Source organism: Bradyrhizobium sp. CSS354 (genome assembly GCF_029051725.1).
Classification (GTDB): domain Bacteria; phylum Pseudomonadota; class Alphaproteobacteria; order Rhizobiales; family Xanthobacteraceae; genus Bradyrhizobium.
This window is the reverse complement of record NZ_JAACFU010000005.1, coordinates 96,222-115,489: the sequence shown is the minus strand read 5'-3', so window position 1 is coordinate 115,489 and position 19,268 is coordinate 96,222. Positions and strand designations below refer to the sequence as shown.

Annotated in this window: 17 protein-coding genes; 8 read left to right on the top strand and 9 right to left on the bottom strand. The window is 63.1% G+C overall.

What is annotated here, in order from left to right; translation table 11 throughout:
* Positions 1 to 972, top strand: coding sequence for a CHAD domain-containing protein (locus GWG67_RS13495; protein ID WP_275169817.1), 972 nt, complete (start codon positions 1 to 3; stop codon positions 970 to 972).
* On the opposite strand, the gene GWG67_RS13490 is transcribed toward GWG67_RS13495, so the two are convergent.
* Together GWG67_RS13490 and GWG67_RS13485 are read right to left on the bottom strand one after the other, a co-directional pair.
* Entirely contained in the window at positions 969 to 2,819 is a 1,851-nt protein-coding gene (locus tag GWG67_RS13490; RefSeq protein WP_275169816.1) for an alpha/beta hydrolase, read from the bottom strand. The two genes, GWG67_RS13495 and GWG67_RS13490, sit on opposite strands and share 4 nt — an antisense overlap.
* On the bottom strand, positions 2,816 to 3,406 hold the full coding sequence (locus tag GWG67_RS13485) for a hypothetical protein (protein WP_275169815.1): 591 nt from the start codon (positions 3,404 to 3,406) through the stop codon (positions 2,816 to 2,818). Before GWG67_RS13485 ends, GWG67_RS13490 begins: the two co-directional genes overlap by 4 nt.
* A 20-nt stretch (positions 3,407 to 3,426) precedes the next feature.
* Between GWG67_RS13485 and GWG67_RS13480 the strand changes: the two genes are divergently transcribed.
* Positions 3,427 to 4,155 (top strand): CBS domain-containing protein, encoded by a 729-nt coding sequence (locus GWG67_RS13480; protein ID WP_275169814.1) that lies wholly within the window; start codon positions 3,427 to 3,429, stop codon positions 4,153 to 4,155.
* 46 nt (positions 4,156 to 4,201) lie between these two features.
* Here GWG67_RS13480 and GWG67_RS13475 read toward each other — a convergent pair whose 3' ends face one another.
* The 3 genes from GWG67_RS13475 to GWG67_RS13465 all read right to left on the bottom strand — a co-directional run bounded on the left by GWG67_RS13475 (position 4,202) and on the right by GWG67_RS13465 (position 7,038).
* Positions 4,202 to 4,666, bottom strand: a complete 465-nt coding sequence (locus GWG67_RS13475) for a RidA family protein (RefSeq protein ID WP_275169813.1) — start codon at positions 4,664 to 4,666, stop codon at positions 4,202 to 4,204.
* Positions 4,667 to 4,681: 15 nt separating this feature from the next.
* Positions 4,682 to 6,373, bottom strand: coding sequence for a benzoate-CoA ligase family protein (locus GWG67_RS13470; protein ID WP_275169812.1), 1,692 nt, complete (start codon positions 6,371 to 6,373; stop codon positions 4,682 to 4,684).
* A gap of 146 nt (positions 6,374 to 6,519) precedes the next feature.
* Complete coding sequence (locus tag GWG67_RS13465) at positions 6,520 to 7,038, bottom strand: MarR family winged helix-turn-helix transcriptional regulator (protein ID WP_275169811.1); 519 nt, start codon at positions 7,036 to 7,038, stop codon at positions 6,520 to 6,522.
* A gap of 248 nt (positions 7,039 to 7,286) precedes the next feature.
* Between GWG67_RS13465 and GWG67_RS13460 the strand changes: the two genes are divergently transcribed.
* Positions 7,287 to 8,462 carry an ABC transporter substrate-binding protein gene (locus GWG67_RS13460; protein WP_275170192.1) on the top strand — a complete coding sequence of 392 codons (1,176 nt, stop codon included), beginning with the start codon at positions 7,287 to 7,289 and terminating at the stop codon, positions 8,460 to 8,462.
* Positions 8,463 to 8,490: 28 nt separating this feature from the next.
* Positions 8,491 to 8,946, top strand: coding sequence for a cupin domain-containing protein (locus GWG67_RS13455; RefSeq protein WP_275169810.1), 456 nt, complete (start codon positions 8,491 to 8,493; stop codon positions 8,944 to 8,946).
* Positions 8,947 to 8,948: 2 nt separating this feature from the next.
* Here the strand turns inward: GWG67_RS13455 and GWG67_RS13450 are convergent, their stop codons facing one another.
* From GWG67_RS13450 to GWG67_RS13435, 4 genes are all read right to left on the bottom strand, one after another.
* A complete protein-coding gene (locus GWG67_RS13450) occupies positions 8,949 to 10,199 on the bottom strand; it encodes a flavin-dependent oxidoreductase (protein WP_275169809.1) in 1,251 nt (416 codons plus the stop codon).
* A gap of 55 nt (positions 10,200 to 10,254) precedes the next feature.
* Positions 10,255 to 12,606: a bifunctional salicylyl-CoA 5-hydroxylase/oxidoreductase gene (locus GWG67_RS13445; RefSeq protein WP_275169808.1), complete on the bottom strand. Its 2,352-nt coding sequence runs from the start codon at positions 12,604 to 12,606 to the stop codon at positions 10,255 to 10,257.
* A gap of 94 nt (positions 12,607 to 12,700) precedes the next feature.
* Positions 12,701 to 13,537, bottom strand: a complete 837-nt coding sequence (locus GWG67_RS13440; RefSeq protein ID WP_275169807.1) for an enoyl-CoA hydratase family protein — start codon at positions 13,535 to 13,537, stop codon at positions 12,701 to 12,703.
* 43 nt (positions 13,538 to 13,580) lie between these two features.
* Positions 13,581 to 14,342: an SDR family NAD(P)-dependent oxidoreductase gene (locus GWG67_RS13435; protein ID WP_275169806.1), complete on the bottom strand. Its 762-nt coding sequence runs from the start codon at positions 14,340 to 14,342 to the stop codon at positions 13,581 to 13,583.
* 212 nt (positions 14,343 to 14,554) lie between these two features.
* Here GWG67_RS13435 and GWG67_RS13430 point away from each other — a divergent pair, with 212 nt between their 5' ends.
* Genes GWG67_RS13430 through GWG67_RS13415 form a run of 4 tightly spaced genes read left to right on the top strand, consistent with a single transcriptional unit; the run spans position 14,555 to position 19,265 of the window.
* Complete coding sequence (locus GWG67_RS13430; RefSeq protein WP_275169805.1) at positions 14,555 to 15,352, top strand: alpha/beta fold hydrolase; 798 nt, start codon at positions 14,555 to 14,557, stop codon at positions 15,350 to 15,352.
* 12 nt (positions 15,353 to 15,364) lie between these two features.
* Positions 15,365 to 16,654 carry an acyl-CoA dehydrogenase family protein gene (locus tag GWG67_RS13425; RefSeq protein WP_275169804.1) on the top strand — a complete coding sequence of 430 codons (1,290 nt, stop codon included), beginning with the start codon at positions 15,365 to 15,367 and terminating at the stop codon, positions 16,652 to 16,654.
* A 2-nt stretch (positions 16,655 to 16,656) separates the two neighbouring features.
* Entirely contained in the window at positions 16,657 to 18,180 is a 1,524-nt protein-coding gene (locus GWG67_RS13420; RefSeq protein WP_275169803.1) for a class I adenylate-forming enzyme family protein, read from the top strand.
* Positions 18,177 to 19,265 carry an NAD/NADP-dependent octopine/nopaline dehydrogenase family protein gene (locus GWG67_RS13415; RefSeq protein WP_275169802.1) on the top strand — a complete coding sequence of 363 codons (1,089 nt, stop codon included), beginning with the start codon at positions 18,177 to 18,179 and terminating at the stop codon, positions 19,263 to 19,265. The genes GWG67_RS13420 and GWG67_RS13415 overlap by 4 nt, the downstream gene beginning before the upstream one ends.
* Positions 19,266 to 19,268 lie beyond the last annotated feature (3 nt).

Genomic DNA, 19,268 nt, shown 5'->3' with positions numbered 1-19,268 from the left:
ATGGCGCGACCCAGCACGAATTCGACGGCCGCGCGCGTCAAGCCTGCGGCGAGGCGCAATGCCCTGCCCGGCCGCCTCAGCCCCGGCATGGCCTGCGACACGGCCTTCCGGATCATCGCCCGCCGTCACCTCGACGCCGTTCTTGCCCAGCATGACGGCACCTGCCGCGGCGATCCCGAGGCGCTGCACCAGATCCGGATTGCACTGACGCATCTGCGCACCGCCATCCGCTTCTTCTCACCGACGGTCGATGACGCCGTACGGCCGGAGGTCTGGACCGAACTGAAATGGCTGAACAGCCAGCTCGGCATGGTACGGGACCTCGACGTTGCAATCGAGCGGGTCATCGCCGAGAGTGGCGGCGAGTTGACCGTGATTGCCGAGCTCCGGCACTGGGACGAGAAGCGCACCGAGAGCCACCGCTTGCTGGCGCGCGCGCTGCAATCCTCGCGATATCGCCGGCTCGTCGAGCAGACGTCAGCCTGGATCGAGAGCGGCCCGTGGTCGACCCGGCGCAGCAAGGGAGCCATCAGGCTACGCCGCTGCACGCTCGCCGACCACGCAACAGCGAAACTCACGGAATGGCAAAAGACGTTGCTCAAGAAAGCACGAAAGCTCCGCAAGCTTGACGTCGAGAAACGGCACAAGCTGCGGCTTCTCAACAAGCGGCTGACCTATTCGATCGAGTCGCTGGAGGACCTGTTCGCCGACGATTCGCTGACCAAGCAGAAGTCGATCCTCAAGCAATTGCGCAAGGCGCAAAAGTCCCTCGGGCAATTGAACGACGATGCGCGAGGGCAAACCCTGGCGGCGTCGTTGAACGAGGCCATCCCCGAGGCGGGCATTCGCTTCCTCAACCGCAAGCGCGAAAGGAAACTGTTGCGGATCGCCTCGAACGCCTACCGGAAACTGGACAAGGCCAAGCCGTTCCGCTCCGCCGACCTTGCGCCGAATGCGGAGCCTGAAGATTAGGTGTGGACGTAGTCTCCCGGCGCGTCGGGCAGGCTGTTGACGTTCCCAAACCCCATCCGTGGCGGCTCACCGAGTTCACCAGAGCGGGCAGTCAGCCATCTGGACCATTCTTGCCACCACGAACCCTTCGCATGCGGGGCCAGTTTCAGCCATTCGTCGCTGTCGACGTAGGGCGCATCCTCCGCCTTGGTCATGACCTGGTAGCTGTGCCCGGGCTCCTCGGGAGGCGCGACGATGCCGGCGTTGTGACCTCCGCTCGTCAACAGGAAGGTCACATCGGCATCGACCTGATAGTGAATCTTGTAGACGGATGGCCACGGCGCCACGTGATCCCTGACCGTGCCGACGACAAACATCGGGGTGTGGATGTCGGAGAGCGATATGCTCTTGCCGTCGACGCGATAGCGACCTTCAGCCAGATCATTGCTGAGGAACAGCTTGCGCAGATATTCAGAATGCATGCGATAGGGCAAGCGCGTGGCGTCGGCATTCCAGGTCATCAAGTCGCTCGGCGGTGCCCGCTCCCCCATCAGATAATTGTGCGAGAGCCGCGACCAGATCAGATCGTTCGAGCGCAGCAGCTGAAAAGCGCCGGCCATCTGCGTCGTATCGAGATATCCCCGCTCCCACATCATGTCTTCCAGAAACGAGACCTGACTCTCGTTGATGAAAAGCGTCAGCTCGCCCGCTTCGGTGAAATCCGTCTGCGCAGCAAGCATCGTGATTGTCTTCAGCCGATTGTCGCCGTCGCGTGCCATCGCGGGCGCCGCGATCGACAACAAGGTGCCACCAAGGCAGTAGCCAAGCGCATGAACTTTCCGGCGCGGCAAGATGCAGGCGATCGCATCCAGCGCAGCAAGGACGCCCGATGTGCGATAGTCATCAAACGCCACGTCGCGATCGCTAGCATTCGGATTGCGCCAGGATATCGCAAATACGGTGAAGCCCTCGCCGGTCAGATATTTGACGAGCGAGTTCCGCGGCGACAGGTCGAGGATGTAGTATTTCATGATCCATGCCGGCACGATCAGGATCGGCTCGGGCCGCACCGTTTCGGTGGTGGGATGATACTGGATCAGCTCGATCAACTCGTTCCGATAGACGACCTTGCCGGGCGACGTCGCGACGGTTTTGCCGACAACGAACTGTTCGTCGCCTGCCGGCTCCCTCGTAGGGAGCATGCGCATCAAGTCCCTGCACCAGTTCTGCCAGCCGAGTACGAAATTCTCTCCCCCGCTCTGGAAGGCCTTCTGAAGGACCTCGGGGTTGGTGGCCGCGAAATTCGATGGTGCAAGCATGTCGAGCATCTGGCGTCCCGAGAACTCGACGATTGCTTCATTCGTGGGGGCGACACCACGCACACCCGTCGCAGCATCGTGCCACCACCGTTCTCCGAGGAGAAACGATTGTGCCAACAGGTTGAAAGGCGGGCTTTGCCACAATGGCGCTGCGAAGCGGCGGTCCTTCGCCTGTGGCTCGATCACCGACCAGGGGTTTTGGCCTGGTGCAGCGGCATGCGCGAGGGCGTCGAAATACCGGCTGGTGTCCCCTACGATGTCGCGCGCCCTCTCCAGTTGGCGCTGCGGTGCTGCTGCAAGATGCGAACTCCAATCGAGATAGGCGAGCGACAGCGCTAACGGCGAAATCCCACCGGTGAATCGCGCCAACATCGCATGGAAGGCCCGATCGAGCGGGTATGGTTCGGGCACGGGCGGCGCATCAGCAGCCGGAAGATGCTGCTGGACGATCGCGGCGGGCGTTGCGGAATCCTTTACCAGATCGACGGGCGGCTCGGACGTCAGTTGCCCTCCGGCCAGCAGGAGATTCGACGCCTGCGTGACGTTCATGGCTGAATATTCTTATTGGCTTCTGATATTCCGTCAGCGACAGCGCTGGTCAGCCGCGACCGCTCATTGAGCATGCTGAAGATGGCTGCCGCGACCCGCTCGCCATGCCGAAAATACCGATCGCAGTCGCGACGAATGAAGTCGAGCTGATGCTGACTGCATTCGCGGTACATGGTTGTCCAATCCTTCACGGAGTGAGAGCCGGCCAGTTTCGACGCGAACTCCGCAAATAAATGCGTTTCGGTTTGCGTTCGATCCACGAATTCGTTGGTCATGAACACGACCTCTTCGAATATGAGCCGCTGCGCACCAAATGCGGTATCCAGCGCACGCTGGTTCGCGCTGGCCAGCCCTGCAATTGGATTGGAGGGCAATGATTCGGCCGCAGGCTCTTGCAACTGGACGAGCTCACTCACGATCAGCCTCCTGATCACCCACAAGGGGTGCTTCTCCATCAGGGTACAGCCAGCCAAGCCGGGAACGTTGAGCTGCATCAAGTCGAACCAGCCATCGCAGTCGACTTTCCTCGATTGACCTGCGTCAAATCGAGTCGCGATGCCGAGATTAAGCTCAAGTTCAGACGTCACCACAATCAGCGGAGTCCGCCATGCGCGCCCATCAGATCATGACCCGGTCGGTCATCTCGGTCACCCCAGACACTGGCATCGTCGAGGCGGCAAACATCATGCTGAAGCGGCATGTCAGCGGTCTCACCGTCGTCGACGATGCCGGCAAGCTGGTCGGCGTGGTCTCGGAAGGCGACTTCATCCGCCGCAGCGAAATCGGCACGGGACGCAAGCGCGGGCGCTGGCTGCGGTTCATTCTGGGATCCGGCAAATCGGCCGGCGATTTCGTCCACGAGCACGGCCGCAAGGTGTCGGAGGTAATGACCCCCTCGCCGGTGACCATCAGCGAGGATACGGCACTTGCCGAGATCGTCGACCTCATGGAACGCAACAACGTTAAGCGTCTGCCGGTGATCCGCGGCGACAAGATCGTCGGCATCGTGTCGCGGGCGAACCTGCTCCAGGCGGTGGCGGACCTCGCCCGAGACGTACCCGACCCGACCGCGGACGACGATCACATTCGCAGCCGCATCATCGATACCATGGAGAAGAACGACTGGTGCCCGTTCGGGCTGAACGTCATCGTCCGCGACGGCATCGTTCATCTCAGCGGCGTCATCACCGAGGAGCGCACGCGACAGGCCGCGGTCGTCGCAGCGGAGAACGTCAGCGGCGTGAAGAAGGTGCATGACCATCTCTGCTGGGTCGACACCATGTCAGGAATATATCTGAACTCGCCCGAAGACGATGACCTCGCCAAAGCAAGCTGACCAAGGCAAGCTGACCAAGGCAAGCTGAGCGCGCGTCGATCGCAGTTCAGCGCGGAATGACGGCGGTGGCTTCGATTTCGACGCGCGCCGCCTTCTCGACGAGGCGGACGACCTGAACCAGCGCCATCGCCGGATAGTGCGCACCGAAGATGGTGCGGTAGGCCTTGCCGAGCTCTTTCAGGTTCGTCAGGTACTCGTCCATGTCGACGACGTACCAGGTCAGGCGCACCAAATGCTCGGGCTGCGCACCGGCTTCCGCGAGGATCGCGGCGATGTTGCCTAGGGTTTGGCGCACCTGCGCGACGAAACCCTCCGCGAGACGCTCCTCGGCATCCCAGCCGATGACGCCGCCAGTGACGACGATGCGTCCCTCGGCCGCCATGCCATTGGCATAGCCTTTCGGCACCGGCCAACCGGACGGCTGCAGCACCTGCGCCCTGGAGCGGGTTTCATCCTCGGCTGCTGTCGGCAGCACCGCGAGGTGCGGGCCTTTCGGCGGCGTCACGGACAATTCTCTATCCTTCTCTCATTCCGCCGCGACGCCGGAGGACGCCACCGCGGTCTGCGCCAGTTGCCGCAAGGCAAAGCGCTTTAGTTTGCCAGTCTCGGTCTTCGGTAGTTGCGTCACGAACTCGATCGCGCGCGGATATTTGTATGGCGCGATCTCGCGTTTGACATGCTCCTGCAACGCGGCCACGAGCTCGGCATCAGGCGTTACACCCGGCGCGGCAATGACATAGGCCTTCACGATCATGCCGCGCGCCTCGTCCGGCGCGCCGACGACCCCGCACTCGACGACGGAGGGATGCGTGAGCAGCGCCGCCTCAACGTCCGTGCCAGCGATGTTGTAGCCGGCCGACACGATCATGTCGTCCGAGCGCGACTGATACCAGAAATAGCCCTCGCTATCCATCAGATAGGTGTCGCCCGTGATGTTCCAGCCGTTCTGGACGTATTTGCGCTGCCGCTCGTCGGCGAGATAGCGGCATCCGGTCGGCCCGCGTATCGCGAGCCGTCCCATCGTGCCCGGCGGCAAATCATTGCCGGAATCGTCGACGATCTTCGCTTCATACCCCGGCACCGGCTTGCCCGTCGCACCGGGACGGATCTCGTCCTCGGTCGCGCTGATGAAGATGTGCAGCAGCTCGGTCGAGCCGATGCCGTCCATCAGCTTGATGCCGGTCGCCTTCAGCCAGGCATCGAATGTCGACTTGGGCAGCGTCTCGCCGGCGGACACGCATTTGCGAAGCGAGGAGATATCGCGGCCCGGAAGCTTGCCAATCATCGCCCGGTACGCGGTCGGCGCGGTGAAACAGACTGTGGTCTTGTACTGTTCGATCGCATTCAGAATGTCGTCGGGCGCCGTCTTCTCCAGCACGACGAAGGAGGCGCCGATGTGCATCGGAAACAGCACGCCGCCGAAGCCGAACGTGAAGGCGAGCGGTGCAGAGCCGACGAAGCGATCCTTCTGCTCCGCGCGCAAGATGTTGCGGGCGTAACCATCGCAGACCGCGAGCATGTCACGATGGAAATGCATGGTGCCCTTGGGATCGCCGGTCGTGCCCGACGTGAAGGCGATCAGGCAGACGTCGTCGGAGGCGGTATCGACGGCTTTGAACTCCGGACTTGCATCCCCCATCAGCGCCTCGAGCGAGTCGCCGGCGCCGTTGCCCCAATAGACGACGCGCTTGAGACCGGGGGCTGCCGCTTTCGCCTTCTCCATTTCGTCGGCGAGCTTGCCATCGCAGAGCGCGAGTGTGATCTCCGCCTTCTGGATCGGATAGGACAGCTCCTTGGCGCGCAACAGCGGCATGGTCGCCACGACAATGCCGCCGGCCTTGATCACCGCCAGATAGGTCGCGACCATCATCGGATTGTTGGCCGAGCGTAGCAGCACGCGCCCGCCGGTGACGAGACCAAGCTTGCCGACCAGCACATTGGCGATGCGGTTCACCAGCGTTTGCAGCTCACGATAGGTGTAGCTGACGGCAGGGCTGATCACGCAGGGAGCGTCGCCGTGTTCCTGCTCGACCCAGCGGTCGAGGAAATAGCTGACGCAGTTCAGGCGGGGCGGATACTGCAGTTCAGGTCGTGTGAAGATGAATTCCGGCCACAACTCTCGCGGCGGAAGATGCTGCCGCGCGAATGTATCAACATGGGCGGTCGCGGCACTGTCGTCACGCGAGCCCGAAACTTGAACCTTGGCGGCGTTGGCCATCGCACGCTCCTTTCAGCATGGAAAGCACCCGGCAGCACTAACTCGGAAACATTTTAGGCTTAAAGCAATTTCGCGCAATAGCGGATTTTGGGCATCCCGTGCTTTTTCCGGCGGCAAATGGGATTGGTGGGCGCCTCAGCCGCGGCCTAGGCCCGGCGGCGACCGGCCGATTTCTGCGCCGATGCCTTGGTCTTGGCGAGCAGCCGCATCAATTCGCGCACATCCTTCGGCGTCAGATCGGCGAAAAGATCTGCGATCCAGGTTTCGTGTTCCGCGGCCATTCTGCGAAACTCGGCGCGACCGAGTTTGGTCAGCCGGATCACCTGGACGCGGCGGTCCGTCTCCGACGTGCGGCGGTCGAGATGACCGGATTCCACGAGGCGCTCGACGAGACCGGTGACGTTGCCGTTCGAGACCATCATGCGCTTGGAGACGTCGGACAGCGTCATGCCATCGGGCGCCCTGTCGAGCTGCGCCATCAGGTCGAAACGGGGCAATGTGACGTCGAAACGTTGCCGCAACCGGCCACGGACCTCACCCTCGATCAGGGTCGTGCAGGTCAGGAGGCGCAGCCACAGCCGAAGCTCTTCGGCGTGATCCTCCGGAGTTTCGACGGCCTTGGTCTCGGAATCGAGCATGTTGATGCAGTCACTCACGGCCGACATTGGCGCCCGGCAGGGATTCCCAACGTTTTGAGCTTCAAATAAATCGAAGCCGGCTGCAAGCCTAAAGCCGCAACAATCAACCGCACGTCGATTTCTTTAGGCTTCAAATAATTGGCGCGCCGCTTGCATGCACCGCTGCCCGCAGGATGACGACTTGAGCTTAGCTTGCCGCGGCAGCAATCATCGGCATAAACTTGGAGTGGAGTAGCGGCTTGCAGCGCAAGACCGATCGCCACGAGGGACAGATCATGAAGACGCAAATGACATTGGCCGCAGCCGCCTTGCTGCTTGGCACCACGATGAGCCCTTCCCTCGCCCAGGAGAAAATCAAGCTGGGTGTGATCGTGACGCTCTCGGGACCCGCCGCTGCGCTCGGCCAACAGGTTCGCGACGGCTTTGCGCTCGGGGTCAAGGATCTCGGCGGCAAGATGGGCGGCCGCGATGTCGAGGTCGTCGTGGTCGACGACGAGTTGAAGCCGGACGCAGGGGTCACCAAGGTCAAGGGCCTTCTGGAGCGCGACAAGGTCGACTTCGTGGTCGGCCCGATCTTCTCCAACATCCTCCAGGCGATCCACCGGCCGGTCACGGAATCGAAAACCTTCCTGATCAGCCCCAATGCCGGCCCCTCTACGTTTGCCGGCAAGGACTGCAACCCGTTCTTCTATGTGACCTCGTATCAGAACGATCAGGTGCACGAAATCCTCGGCAAGGTCGCGCAGGATCGCGGCTACAAGCGCATGTATCTGATGGTGCCGAACTATCAGGCCGGCAAGGACTCGGTTGCGGGCTTCAAGCTCGACTACAAGGGCGAGATCGTCGAAGAATCCTACATGCCGCTGAACACGCTGGACTTCCAGCCGGAGCTTTCCAAGATTTCGTCACAGAAGCCCGATGCGCTCTTCACGTTCATGCCGGGCGGCCTCGGGGTCAATCTCGTCAAGCAATACCGGCAGGCTGGCCTCGCCGACAGCATTCCGGTGCTCTCGGCTTTCACGGTGGATGAATCGACCTTGCCGGCGCAGCAGGACGCGGCGGTCGGCATGTTCGGCGGCGCGAACTGGGCGCCCAATCTCGACAATCCCCAAAACAAGAAGTTCGTCGCGGCCTATGAGGCCGCCTATAACGGCGTGCCGGGCACCTATGCCTTCCAGGCGTACGATGCCGCGATGCTGATCGACAGCGCCGTCAAGGCCGTGAAGGGCGACCTCTCTAACAAGGACGCGGTCGCGGCCGCTCTGAAAAAGGCCGACTTCACCTCGCTGCGCGGCGCCTTCAAGTTCAACACCAACGGTTATCCGATCCAGGACTTCTACCTGACCAAGGTCGCCAAGCGCGCAGACGGCAAGTTCCAGACCGAGATCGTCCAGAAAGTCTTCGAGAATTACGGCGACCGCTACGCCAAGGACTGCAAGGCGGCGAACTAAGCCGCAGGTCGCGTCGAGGGAGGAGACAATGAAGAGCGAAATCACCGGCATCACGCGGGCCAATGAGGGCATCCAAGGCATCTCCTGGAACATCCTCGGCCAGACCTATGTGCCGAAGAGCAACACCGAGCACAGCTTTTCCTGGCATGCGACGCTGCCGCCGGGCACGTTCGTGCCGCCGCACATTCATCCCGACCAGGATGAATATCTCTATATGCTGGAGGGCAAGCTCGATTTCATGCTCGGCAATTCCGAGTCGCAGGCGACCGCGGGCGACCTGATCCGGCTCGGCATGGGCATGCCGCACGGCATCTTCAACAAATCGGAGCAGACCGCGAAGGTGCTGTTCTGGGTGTCACCGACCCGCAAGCTGTTCGACCTGTTCTGGGGCCTTCACAACATGAAGGAGCAGAAGCCCGAGGACGTGGTGGCGATGGCCGCCGAGTTCAACATCCACTTCCTGCCGCCGCCTCCCGGCGGCTAGATTCACGCCCGCACCGCCGCAAGTCCCGGCACTGCGGCGAAGCCGGCCTTGGTGGCATAGCCGCGCACGATGGCTTCGCGCTGGGAATAGCTCAGCACGTTGTCGACATTATCGAAACCATCAGGCGCGAGCTGCTCGACAGCGTCGATGACGCCCTCGGGGCCGCCGCGCCGGTTGGACCGGATGATGTCCGCGGTCATGGGCAGGCGCTTCTTCTCGTATTCAAGCAGCGCCTGGCGCGGATGCTCGGCGCGCACCAGCGCGTCGGCGAGGCAGCGTGCATCGAGGATGGCCTGCGAGGCGCCATTGGAGCCAACCGGATACATCGGATGCGCGGCATCGCCGAGCAGCGTGACTCTGCCCGACGACCAATAGGGCAACGGATCGCGGTCGCAGGTCGGATATTCGTAGAACTCGGGCGTGGCCGAGATCAGGCTCTTCACGTCGACGTAAGGCACCGAAAAGCGCGCCACATGCGGCATCAGCTCCTCGCGCCGGCCCGGCCGCGACCAGTCTTCCTTGCGCGGCGGCGGGGCATTGCCCTCGCCGACCTTCACCAGCACCGCCCAATTGGTGAGACGGCTCGCCGGGCTCGATCCCTCCGCAATGGGATAGATCACCACCTTGGCGTTGAGGCCGCCGGCGACGATCATCGATTTGCCGGTGAGGAACAGCGGCCAATCCCGCGCACCGCGCCACAGCATCAGGCCGTTCCAGCATGGCGGCCCCTCGCTCGGGAATAGCGTGTCACGGACCCGCGAATGGATGCCGTCGGCACCAATCAGAATGTCGCCGCGCGCAGTATGGATGTGTGCGCCTGAGCGGTCGAAGAAGTAAGCGGTGACGCCGCCCTCGTCCTGCGTGAAGGCGCCGAGGCGGCAGCCGGTGTGGATGGCCTCCGGCCCGAGCCGCTCCTCGACCGCCCGATGGATGACGCCTTGAAGGCGGCCGCGGTGGATCGAGAATTGCGGCACATCGTGGCCGGCGTCGATGCCGCGGGCCTCGCGCCAGACTTCCTGGCCGTGGCGGTTGAGGTAATAGAGCTGGTCGGTGCGGATCGCGACATCGTCAAGCTGCTGGAGCAGACCGAGACCTGCCAGCTCGCGCATGGCATGCGGCAGCGTGTTGATGCCAACGCCAAGCTCGCGGATGGTGTCAGACTGCTCGAAAATCTCGCAAGCGAGGCCCCGCGAGCGCAGCATCAATGCGGTGGTGAGACCACCGATACCGCCACCGACGATAATCGCCTTCATCGCCCTCACTCCACTCGGTACACACCAGGCAATGCGGCCAAATTCGCACGGGCGGTCACTCCGCCGCAAGCGGCTTTGTCGCCTCCGCCTTGAGCTCGGCCCGGGTCTTGGGCTTAGCCTTAATTCTCAGCTCCTCGAGATCCTGCCGGTCGCGCACGCTGTTGCGGAAAATCTGATCTTTTCCGGGAAGATATTGCGGAGGACAGAACGTGTCGTCCGCCCCGTACCAGGCCGCCGCCCTCATGGTGAAGGAGGGATCGACCAGATGCGGCCGCCCGAGCGCGACGAGGTCCGCCCGGCCGGCAGCCAGGATGGTGTTGGCCTGGTCAGCCGTCGTGATGTTGCCGACACACATCGTGGCCACGCGCGCCTCATTGCGGACCTGGTCGGAGAACGGCGTCTGGAACATGCGCCCGTAGATCGGCTGCGCATCGCGCACGGTCTGTCCGGTCGAGACGTCGACGAGATCGACGCCGGCTTCGGCAAACGCGCGCGCGATCGCCACCGCATCGTCGCCGCCGATGCCGCCCTCGGCCCAGTCGGTCGCGGAAATGCGCACAGACATCGGCTTGTGCGACGGCCACGCGGCCCGCAGTGCCTCGAAGATTTCGAGCGGGAAGCGCAGGCGATTGACCAACGAGCCGCCATAGTCATCCGTGCGAGTGTTCGTCAGCGGCGAGATGAAGCTCGCAAGCAGATAGCCGTGGGCGCAGTGCAGTTCGAGCATGTCGAAGCCGCAGCGCTCGCCGCGCTCGGCCGCCGCGACGAAAGCATCTCTCACTGCGTTCATGCCGGCGCGATCGAGCTCGCGCGGAACCTGGCTGTCGGGGAAATAGGGCAGCGGCGATGCGGAAAACACCTCCCAGCCGCCTTCGTCCAGCGGACGGTCCATGCCGTCCCACATCAGCTTGGTCGCCCCCTTACGCCCGGCGTGCCCCAGTTGCAGGCAGATTTTTGCGGCTGAATTGGCATGGACGAAATCAACGATGCGCCGCCAGGACGCCTCCTGCTCGTCGTTCCACAATCCTGTGCAGCCCGGCGTGATGCGGGCGTCGCGGGCAACGCAGGTCATCTCCGTGAAGATCAGGCCGGCGCCGCCGATCGCGCGCGAGCCGTAATGCACCAGGTGGAAATCGGTCGGCACGCCCTCCTTCGCCGAATACATGCACATCGGCGACACCACGGCGCGATTGGCGATCTCCATCTCGCGTAGCCGGAAGGGCTGGAACAGCGGCACCATCGGCTTCTTGGTGTCGACGTCGAAACCGCTGTCACGAACACGCTTGGCAAACGATGTTTCGACCTCCGCCACGAAGTCGGGGGCGCGAAGCTTCAGATTGTCATAGGTGATCGCCTTCGAGCGCGTCATCACGCCGAAGGCGAACTGCACAGGATCGAAATCCCAGAAGCGGTCGACATGCTCGAACCAGACCAGCGAGACGTCGGCGGCGTGCTGCGTCTTCTCGACCTCTTCGCGGCGGCCGTGCTCATAGAGATCCAGCGCCGCCTTGATGCTGGGCGCCTTTTCCATCGCCTCGGCGAGTGCGATCGCGTCTTCCATCGCGAGCTTGGTCCCCGAGCCGATCGAGAAATGCGCGCTCGCCTTGGCGTCGCCGAGCAGAACCATGTTGTCCTTGACCCAGCGCTTGCTTCGGATCATCGGGAAATTGCGCCACGTCGAGCGATTGGTGAGCAGTTGATGCCCATCGAGGAACCAGCCGAAGATCTCGGCCATTCGCGCAGCGGACTGGATCTCGCTCAGGCCCGTCAGCCCGGCGCGTTCGAACGTCTCCGGATCGGTCTCGAAAATCCAGGTCGAGTGCCCGGCTTCATATTGATAGGCATGGGCGATGAACGGCCCCCACTCCGTCTCCTGGAAGATGAAGGTGAAGGCATCCAGCGGCCTGGTCGAGCCCATCCAGGCGAACTTGTTGGCACGGAGGTCGACTTCCGGCGCGAAATGATCGACGTATTTGTCGCGGAAGCGGCTGTTGATGCCGTCCGCGACCAGGATCAGATCGGCGTCGGCGAAGCGGGATTCGTCCTCGACGTCCGCTTCAAAATTCAGGACGACGCCCAGTTCTCGCGCGCGCGCCTGGAGGATCAGGAGCAGCTTCTGCCGCGAGCAGCCACAAAAGCCATTGCCGCCGACCCGATGGACCGTTCCGCGGAAGTGCACGGCGATGTCGTCCCAGTAGGCGAATTCCTGGGTGATGCGGCGATAGCTCGGAAGGTCGTGCTTCTCGAAATTATCGAGCGTGGCGTCCGAGAACACCACGCCAAAGCCGAAGGTGTCGTCGGCGCGGTTGCGCTCGTACACCGCGATCTCGGCGCCCGGCCGCTGCTTCTTAAGCAGGATTGCAGCGTAGAGACCCGCAGGTCCGCCACCGATGATCGCGACTTTCATGGGAGCCTCGCCAATTCAACCCGGCGAAACTATTTTAAGCCTAAAATAATTGCGCGCAAGTCCCGATTGCGGCGGGCTGCCGACAAAGCCCGGCTTAGTCGCCCCTGAAGACCGGCTTGACCTTGTTGGCAAAGGCCTCGAAGGCCCGCTCGAAATCGGCCGTCGTCATGCACAGCGCTTGAGCAACGGCTTCCGCCTCGATCGCCTCCTCGACCGACATCGCCCATTCCATGGCCAGCATCCGCTTGGTCATGGTGTTGGCGAAGGTCGGTCCTTCCGCGATTTGCCTGGCCAGCACTTGCGCTTGGGGCAGCACCTGCTCCGGCGTGACGAGGCGGCTGAAGAAGCCCCAGCGCTCGCCCTCCTCCGCGGTCATGAACCGGCCGGTATAGAGCAACTCGGAAGCGCGGGACTGTCCGATGATCCGCGGCAGGATCGCGCAGGCGCCCATGTCACAACCGGCAAGGCCCACCTTGTTGAAGAGGAATGCAACCTTGGCCCCGCTGGCAGCAAGCCGCATGTCCGACGCCATGGCGATGATCGCGCCCGCGCCGGCGCAAATGCCTTCGACCGCAGCAACGATCGGCTGCGGACATGCCCGCATCGCCTTGACGAGGTCACCGGTCATCCGCGTAAACGCCGTCAGCCCCTTGGTGTCCATCTTCACGAGCGGACCGATGATCTCGAACACATCGCCGCCGGACGAGAAATTGGCACCGGCACCCGTGACGACGATGCACTTGACCGCGTCGTCGAACGCGCAGGCGCGAAAGAAATCGGTGAGTTCGCGATAGCTCTCGAAGGTCAACGGATTCTTCCGTTCCGGACGATTGAGCGTCACGGTTGCAACACCCTCGACGACGGCCAGCAGGAAGTGCTGCGGCGAATAGTCCGCAAGCGGTAAGGTCACGGGATTGGCTGGTCTGCTCATGCGATCTCCTTGGCTTCCTCGTTCCGCGCCTTTGCCATGCGCGCTAAATCTCACCACCGGCAACAGCGATTGCCTGCCCGGTGATTGCGCCGGCGCCCTCGCCGCACAGCCAGAGCACGGCATCCGCGACCTGTTGTGGAGAGATCAATCGCCCTTGCGGATTATGTTTCGCGAGCTCGGCAATGGCCTGCTCGCGGCTACGCCCCGTCTTTTTCATGATGTTCTCGATACTGCCGGCAACGAGATCCGTGTCGGTGAAACCGGGACACACTGCGTTGATGGTCACGTTGCTGCCAGCCATCTCGAGTGCAAGGGACCGCACGAGACCGACCACAGCGTGCTTGGCCGCGGTGTACGCGCTGACATAGGCATATCCCTTGAGCCCCGCCGTCGACGCGATCGCGACGATACGGCCATAGGGACGATCCTTCATCCCTGGCAGCACAGCGCTGACAGCATGGACCACGCCCATGAAATTGACGTCCATCATGCGCGCGAACAGGGCGCTGTCGGATTTGGCGAACGGCGCCGACTCGGCACTTCCCGCGTTGGCGATCAGAATATCGATCGGCTGCCGCGCACTCGCTTGAGCGATGGCGACTTTCAATGAGGTTTCGTCGGAGACGTCGGCGATGGCCGCAAAATGCGCTGCCCCTGCGCCGACAGCCTCTTCAAGCGTCGCAGCGTTCCGCCCGAGGACGGTCACCGTGGCACCGGCCTCGACGAGCGCTGCTGCGATGGCGCGACCAATGCCGCGACCGCCACCGGTCACCAGCGCGTGCGGCGAATGCGGTAATCCGGACATGCGCTGGCTTCCTTGCATTCTGCTGATCGCTCTCTCGATATATTTTAACCTTCAACCTTTTGCAAACAAGCCTCCACTTCGACCCGCAGCGCCGTAGGCAGAAGACGGCCTGAAAATTGCTTTAAGTATAAAATTATCTCTTCCCATCCCTCACAGGCCTGTTAGCATCGAAGGGCCGAGCAAAAGGATGTCGCGTGTCGCAGCCTGCGCCCATGATAACAAAGGACGGCCGCTTCGCCTATGAAGCCGCGGGCGATCCGGGCGGGACACCTCTGATTTTCCTGCATGGCATCGGCGGTGCGGCACGGGCCTGGCGGCAGCAGCTTGCCACATTCGGCGACCGCTTCCACGCGATTGCATGGGACATGCCGGGCTATGGTGGATCGGCACCGCTCCCCAGCGTCAGCATCCCTGCCCTGGCGGATGCGCTTCAGCGCTTCATCGAGCAGCTTGGTGCGAACAAGCCCATTCTGGTCGGCCATTCCATCGGCGGCATGATCGTCCAGAAATGGCTGGTGCAATCCCCGAAACTGGCGCGCGCGGTCGTGCTGGCGCAGACCAGCCCGGCCTTCGGCAAGGCCGACGGCGATTGGCAGAAATCGTTTATCGCCGCACGGCTCGGGCCGCTCGATCGCGGCGAAACGATGAAGTCGCTGGCGCCCTCTCTGGTGAAGGAACTGGTGGGCGACGATCCTGATCCCAAGGGAATGGAGCTTGCACGCGAGTGCATGGCAAGCGTGCCCGAGGCGAGCTATCGCGCCATGATGCTGGCCTTGATCGGCTTCGACCAGCGCAGCACCCTCAAGGATATTTCCATACCGACGCTGCTGCTGTCCGGCTCCAAGGACAACAACGCGCCAGCGCCAATGATGGCGAAGACGGCGACCTACATTCCTTCCGCGGAATATGTCGAACTCGGCTCTGTCGGCCATCTCGCCAACCTCGAACGCCCCGATGCCTTTGACGAGGTCCTCGGCCGCTTCCTGAATTCCGTCGCGACAAAAACGTAGGATGACTGCGCAATGACCATGCAAGTCAGCAAGAACATCGGCGCGACTGACAAGGTCGCGCTGGATGCGCCGATCTTCGATCCCGTTGCATTCCGACTGAGCGACGAGCAGGCCGGCATCATCGCGCGCGCGCGCGAGATCGGCCAGAGCGTGTTCGCTGGCCGCGCCGCGACTTACGACCGCGAGGCGATCTTCCCCTCGGAGAATTATCGCGACCTGCATCGCGTCGGCTTGCTCGGCATTGCCGTCCCCAAGAAGCATGGCGGGCTCGGGGCGAATTATCAAACTTACGCACTGGCGGCAGCCGAAATCGGCCGCTATTGCGGCGCGACTGCGCTCACTTGGAACATGCACGTCTGCTCGACGCTGTGGTCGGGCCCGCTCGCCGACGATCTCGACATGGATGCAGAGACCCGCGCCGAGCACGAGGGGCGACGTGCAGTCCACTACAAGCGTATCGTCGAGGACGGCGCGATCTATTCGCAGCCGTTCTCGGAGGGCGGTGCGGCAGCGGCAGGCGGCGTCGCTTTCGGCACGGAAGCAAGGCCGGTCGCCGGCGGCTGGATCGTGAACGGCAAAAAGATCTTTGCATCACTCTCCGGCCATGCGGACTATTACGGCGTTCTCTGCACCGAGATCGAGGAAGGCGAGAAGGCTTCGCGCCGCAATACGCTTTACCTCGCCATCCCTGCAAAATCGGAAGGCGTCTCGGTCGTCGGTGATTGGGATCCGCTCGGCATGCGCGGAACGGTCTCGCGCACGCTGCTGTTCAAGGACGTGTTCGTGCCGGCAGATTCGGCGCTGATGCCGCGGGGCGTCTATTTCCAGGCCGCCATGCGCTGGCCGCACATGTTCCTGACGCTGTCGCCGACCTATATGGGCCTTGCGCAAGCCGCCTATGACTTCACCGTGCGCTATCTGCGCGGCGAAGTACCGGGCATGCCGCCGGTCAAGCGCAGGATGTATCCGACCAAGCAGATTGCGGTCGCGCAGATGCAGATCAAGCTCGAGCAGATCAAGGCGATCTGGTTCCAGGCGGTCACCGAGGCGCGCGCCAATCCTAGTAAGGAGCAGGTGCTGCGCGCCTATGCCGCGCAATATTCGGTGATGGAAGGCGCCAATGAGCTCGCCGCGCTCGCGATCCGCACCTGCGGCGGTCAGGCCATGCTCCGCTCGCTGCCGCTCGAGCGCATCTATCGCGACAGCCGCTGCGGCTCGCTGATGTTGCCCTGGACAGCCGAGCTCTGCCTCGACCGGATCGGGCGCGAGGCGCTGTACGAGGCCGGCGAAACGGACGACTGACGGTGGACCTCTGTAGTCTGATCGATCGCAACGCGGCGTTCGCGCCAGACAAGACAGCCATTGCCTTCGAAGGCGAACGGTTGAGCTATGCGGCGTTCGCTGCGCGCATCGAACGCACGGCGGCGACATTGAAGCAGGAGCTCGGCGTCGGCCGGGGCGACCGCGTTGCGATCCTCAGTCTGAACCGGCCGGACTATCTGGTTCTGCTCTATGCCTGCGCGCGGCTCGGCGCGATGCTGGTGCCCCTGAACTGGCGGCTGGCTATCGCCGAGCAGCTTTTCATTCTCACCGATGCCGGCGCCAAGGTTTTGGTACTCGAGCAGGCATTCGAGGGGATCCTCGCCGAGCTTCACGGGACTGCTGTTGTCGGGCTCGATTTCGAGCCGCCCCGCGGCATGACGCTCGAAAGTCTGTTGGCCCGTAGCGAGGGCACCGGCCGCAACCCGCACACTGATCTCTCCTGCCCGCTCCTCATTGTCTACACGTCAGGAACGACCGGCCGGCCCAAAGGCGCGGTGCTGCGCCAGGAGGCATTGTTCTGGAACGGCGTCATGAGCCAGCACATGCACAACATGACGTCCGACGACCACGTGTTGACGCTGCTGCCGTTCTTCCACGTCGGTGGCCTCAACATCCAGACCACGGCGGCGCTCCAGCTGGGCGCGATGGTCACGGTTCACGCACGCTTCACGCCGGACACCGCGCTTGCAGCCATCGAACGGGAGCGGCCAACCTTGACCGTGATGGTGCCGGCAATCATCCAAGCCGTAAGCGAGCATCCCGCCTGGACCACGACCGACCTTTCGTCGCTCAAAGCCGTCGCGACCGGCTCGACCATCGTGCCGCCGCATCTGATCGACCGCTTCGTCGCGCGTGGCGTCCCGGTGCTTCAGGTCTACGGCTCGACGGAAACTTGCCCGATTGCGGTCTACACCCGGCTTGGTGGCGATCTCTCTCGTGCGGGATCGACTGGACTTGCCGGCCTGTGCTGCGAAGCGAAAGTGATTGATCCGGCCGGCAGCGAGGTGCCGGCGGGCGCGCCGGGAGAGATCGCGGTGCGCGGGCCCAACGTGTTCTTCGAATATTGGGGCAATGCGGACGCCACGCGCGATGCGCTGCACGACGGCTGGTATCGTACCGGCGATATCGGCCTGTGCGACGCGGACGGCTATTTCTGGGTGCGCGACCGCAAGAAGAACATGATCATTTCCGGCGGCGAGAACGTCTATCCGGCGGAGGTCGAACGCGTCCTGCTCGAACACCCGGATGTCAGCGAATGCGCGGTGATCGGCCGGCCCGATCCACGTTGGGACGAGGTGCCCATCGCCTACGTGATCCGGCGATCCGGCGCTCGACTGGAAGCAGACGCGTTGAAAGTGCATCTCCAGGGACAACTCGCCCGCTACAAGGTTCCGCGTGACATCGTTTTCGTCACCGACCTGCCGCGCACGGCGCTGGGCAAGGTCCAGCATTTCCTGCTGAAGCAGCTTGATGCGCAATCGCGCGCGCAAGGAGAAGCATCTTGAAGATTGCGGTTCTGGGTGGGGGAAACGGCTCTTTCGCGGCCGCGGGCGATTTTGCGCTGTCGGGACATGAGGTCCGGCTCTGGCGCCGCGACGCGGATCAGGTCGCAGCACATCGCGCCGCCGGCTCGCGTATCCTGGTGAAGGATCATAACGGCTCTCACGACGTCAAGCTCGCGCTGGTCACGACCGGCATCGCCGAAGCCGTCAGCGGCGTCGAGCTGATCCTGTGCCCTGCCCCCGCCTTCGCACAGCCGGATATTGCGCGCCTGCTTGCTCCACATCTGCGAGATGGACAGGTCGTGTTTCTGCCGCCGGCCACGTTCGGCTCGATGATCTTCGCCCGGGCTGCACGGGATTCCGGCAACCACGCCAAGGCGAGCTTTGCCGAAACCGGGACCTTGCCCTGGCTGACCCGCAAGCACGGGCCGTTCGAGGTCGCGATCACCATCCGCGCCAAGCGACTGCCGGTCGGCGTTTTCCCGCTCGATCAGGCGCCGCGCGCACTTGAGGTGATCGGGCAGGCTTTCCCCGACGCGGTCGAGCCGTGCGGAGATGCTCTCTCAGGCGCGTTGATGAACGCAGGTCCGATCATCCATCCGCCGCTGATCGTGATGAATGCAGGCCCGATCGAGCATTTCGAGAAGTGGGACATTCACAAGGAAGGAACGCAAGCCGCGATTCGCCGGGTCACCGACGCGCTCGACGCTGAACGGATCGCTGTCCGTGAGGCGCTCGGATATGGCGCACCGCATTTTCCGCTCGCCCATCATTATGCCAAGGAAGGCGAGATGTGGATGTATGGCCGCGGCTCGCATGACCGGCTGACCGATTCCGGTGACTGGCGCGAGCGGATTGTGCTGACCGAGCACCGCTACATGAGAGAAGATTTGCGGCTTGGGCTATCGCTGCTGGTCTCCGTCGCCGGCCTAGCGGGCGTGGCTACGCCGCTGGCCAAGGCATTCCTGGCCATCGGTGGCGCAATCTGCGGTGAGGATTTTGCGCAAGGCGGCCGAACCCTCGACACGCTGGGGCTCGGCAATCTCGGCAAGGCCGATTTGCAGACGCTTCTTCGCGGGGGATTTTGACCG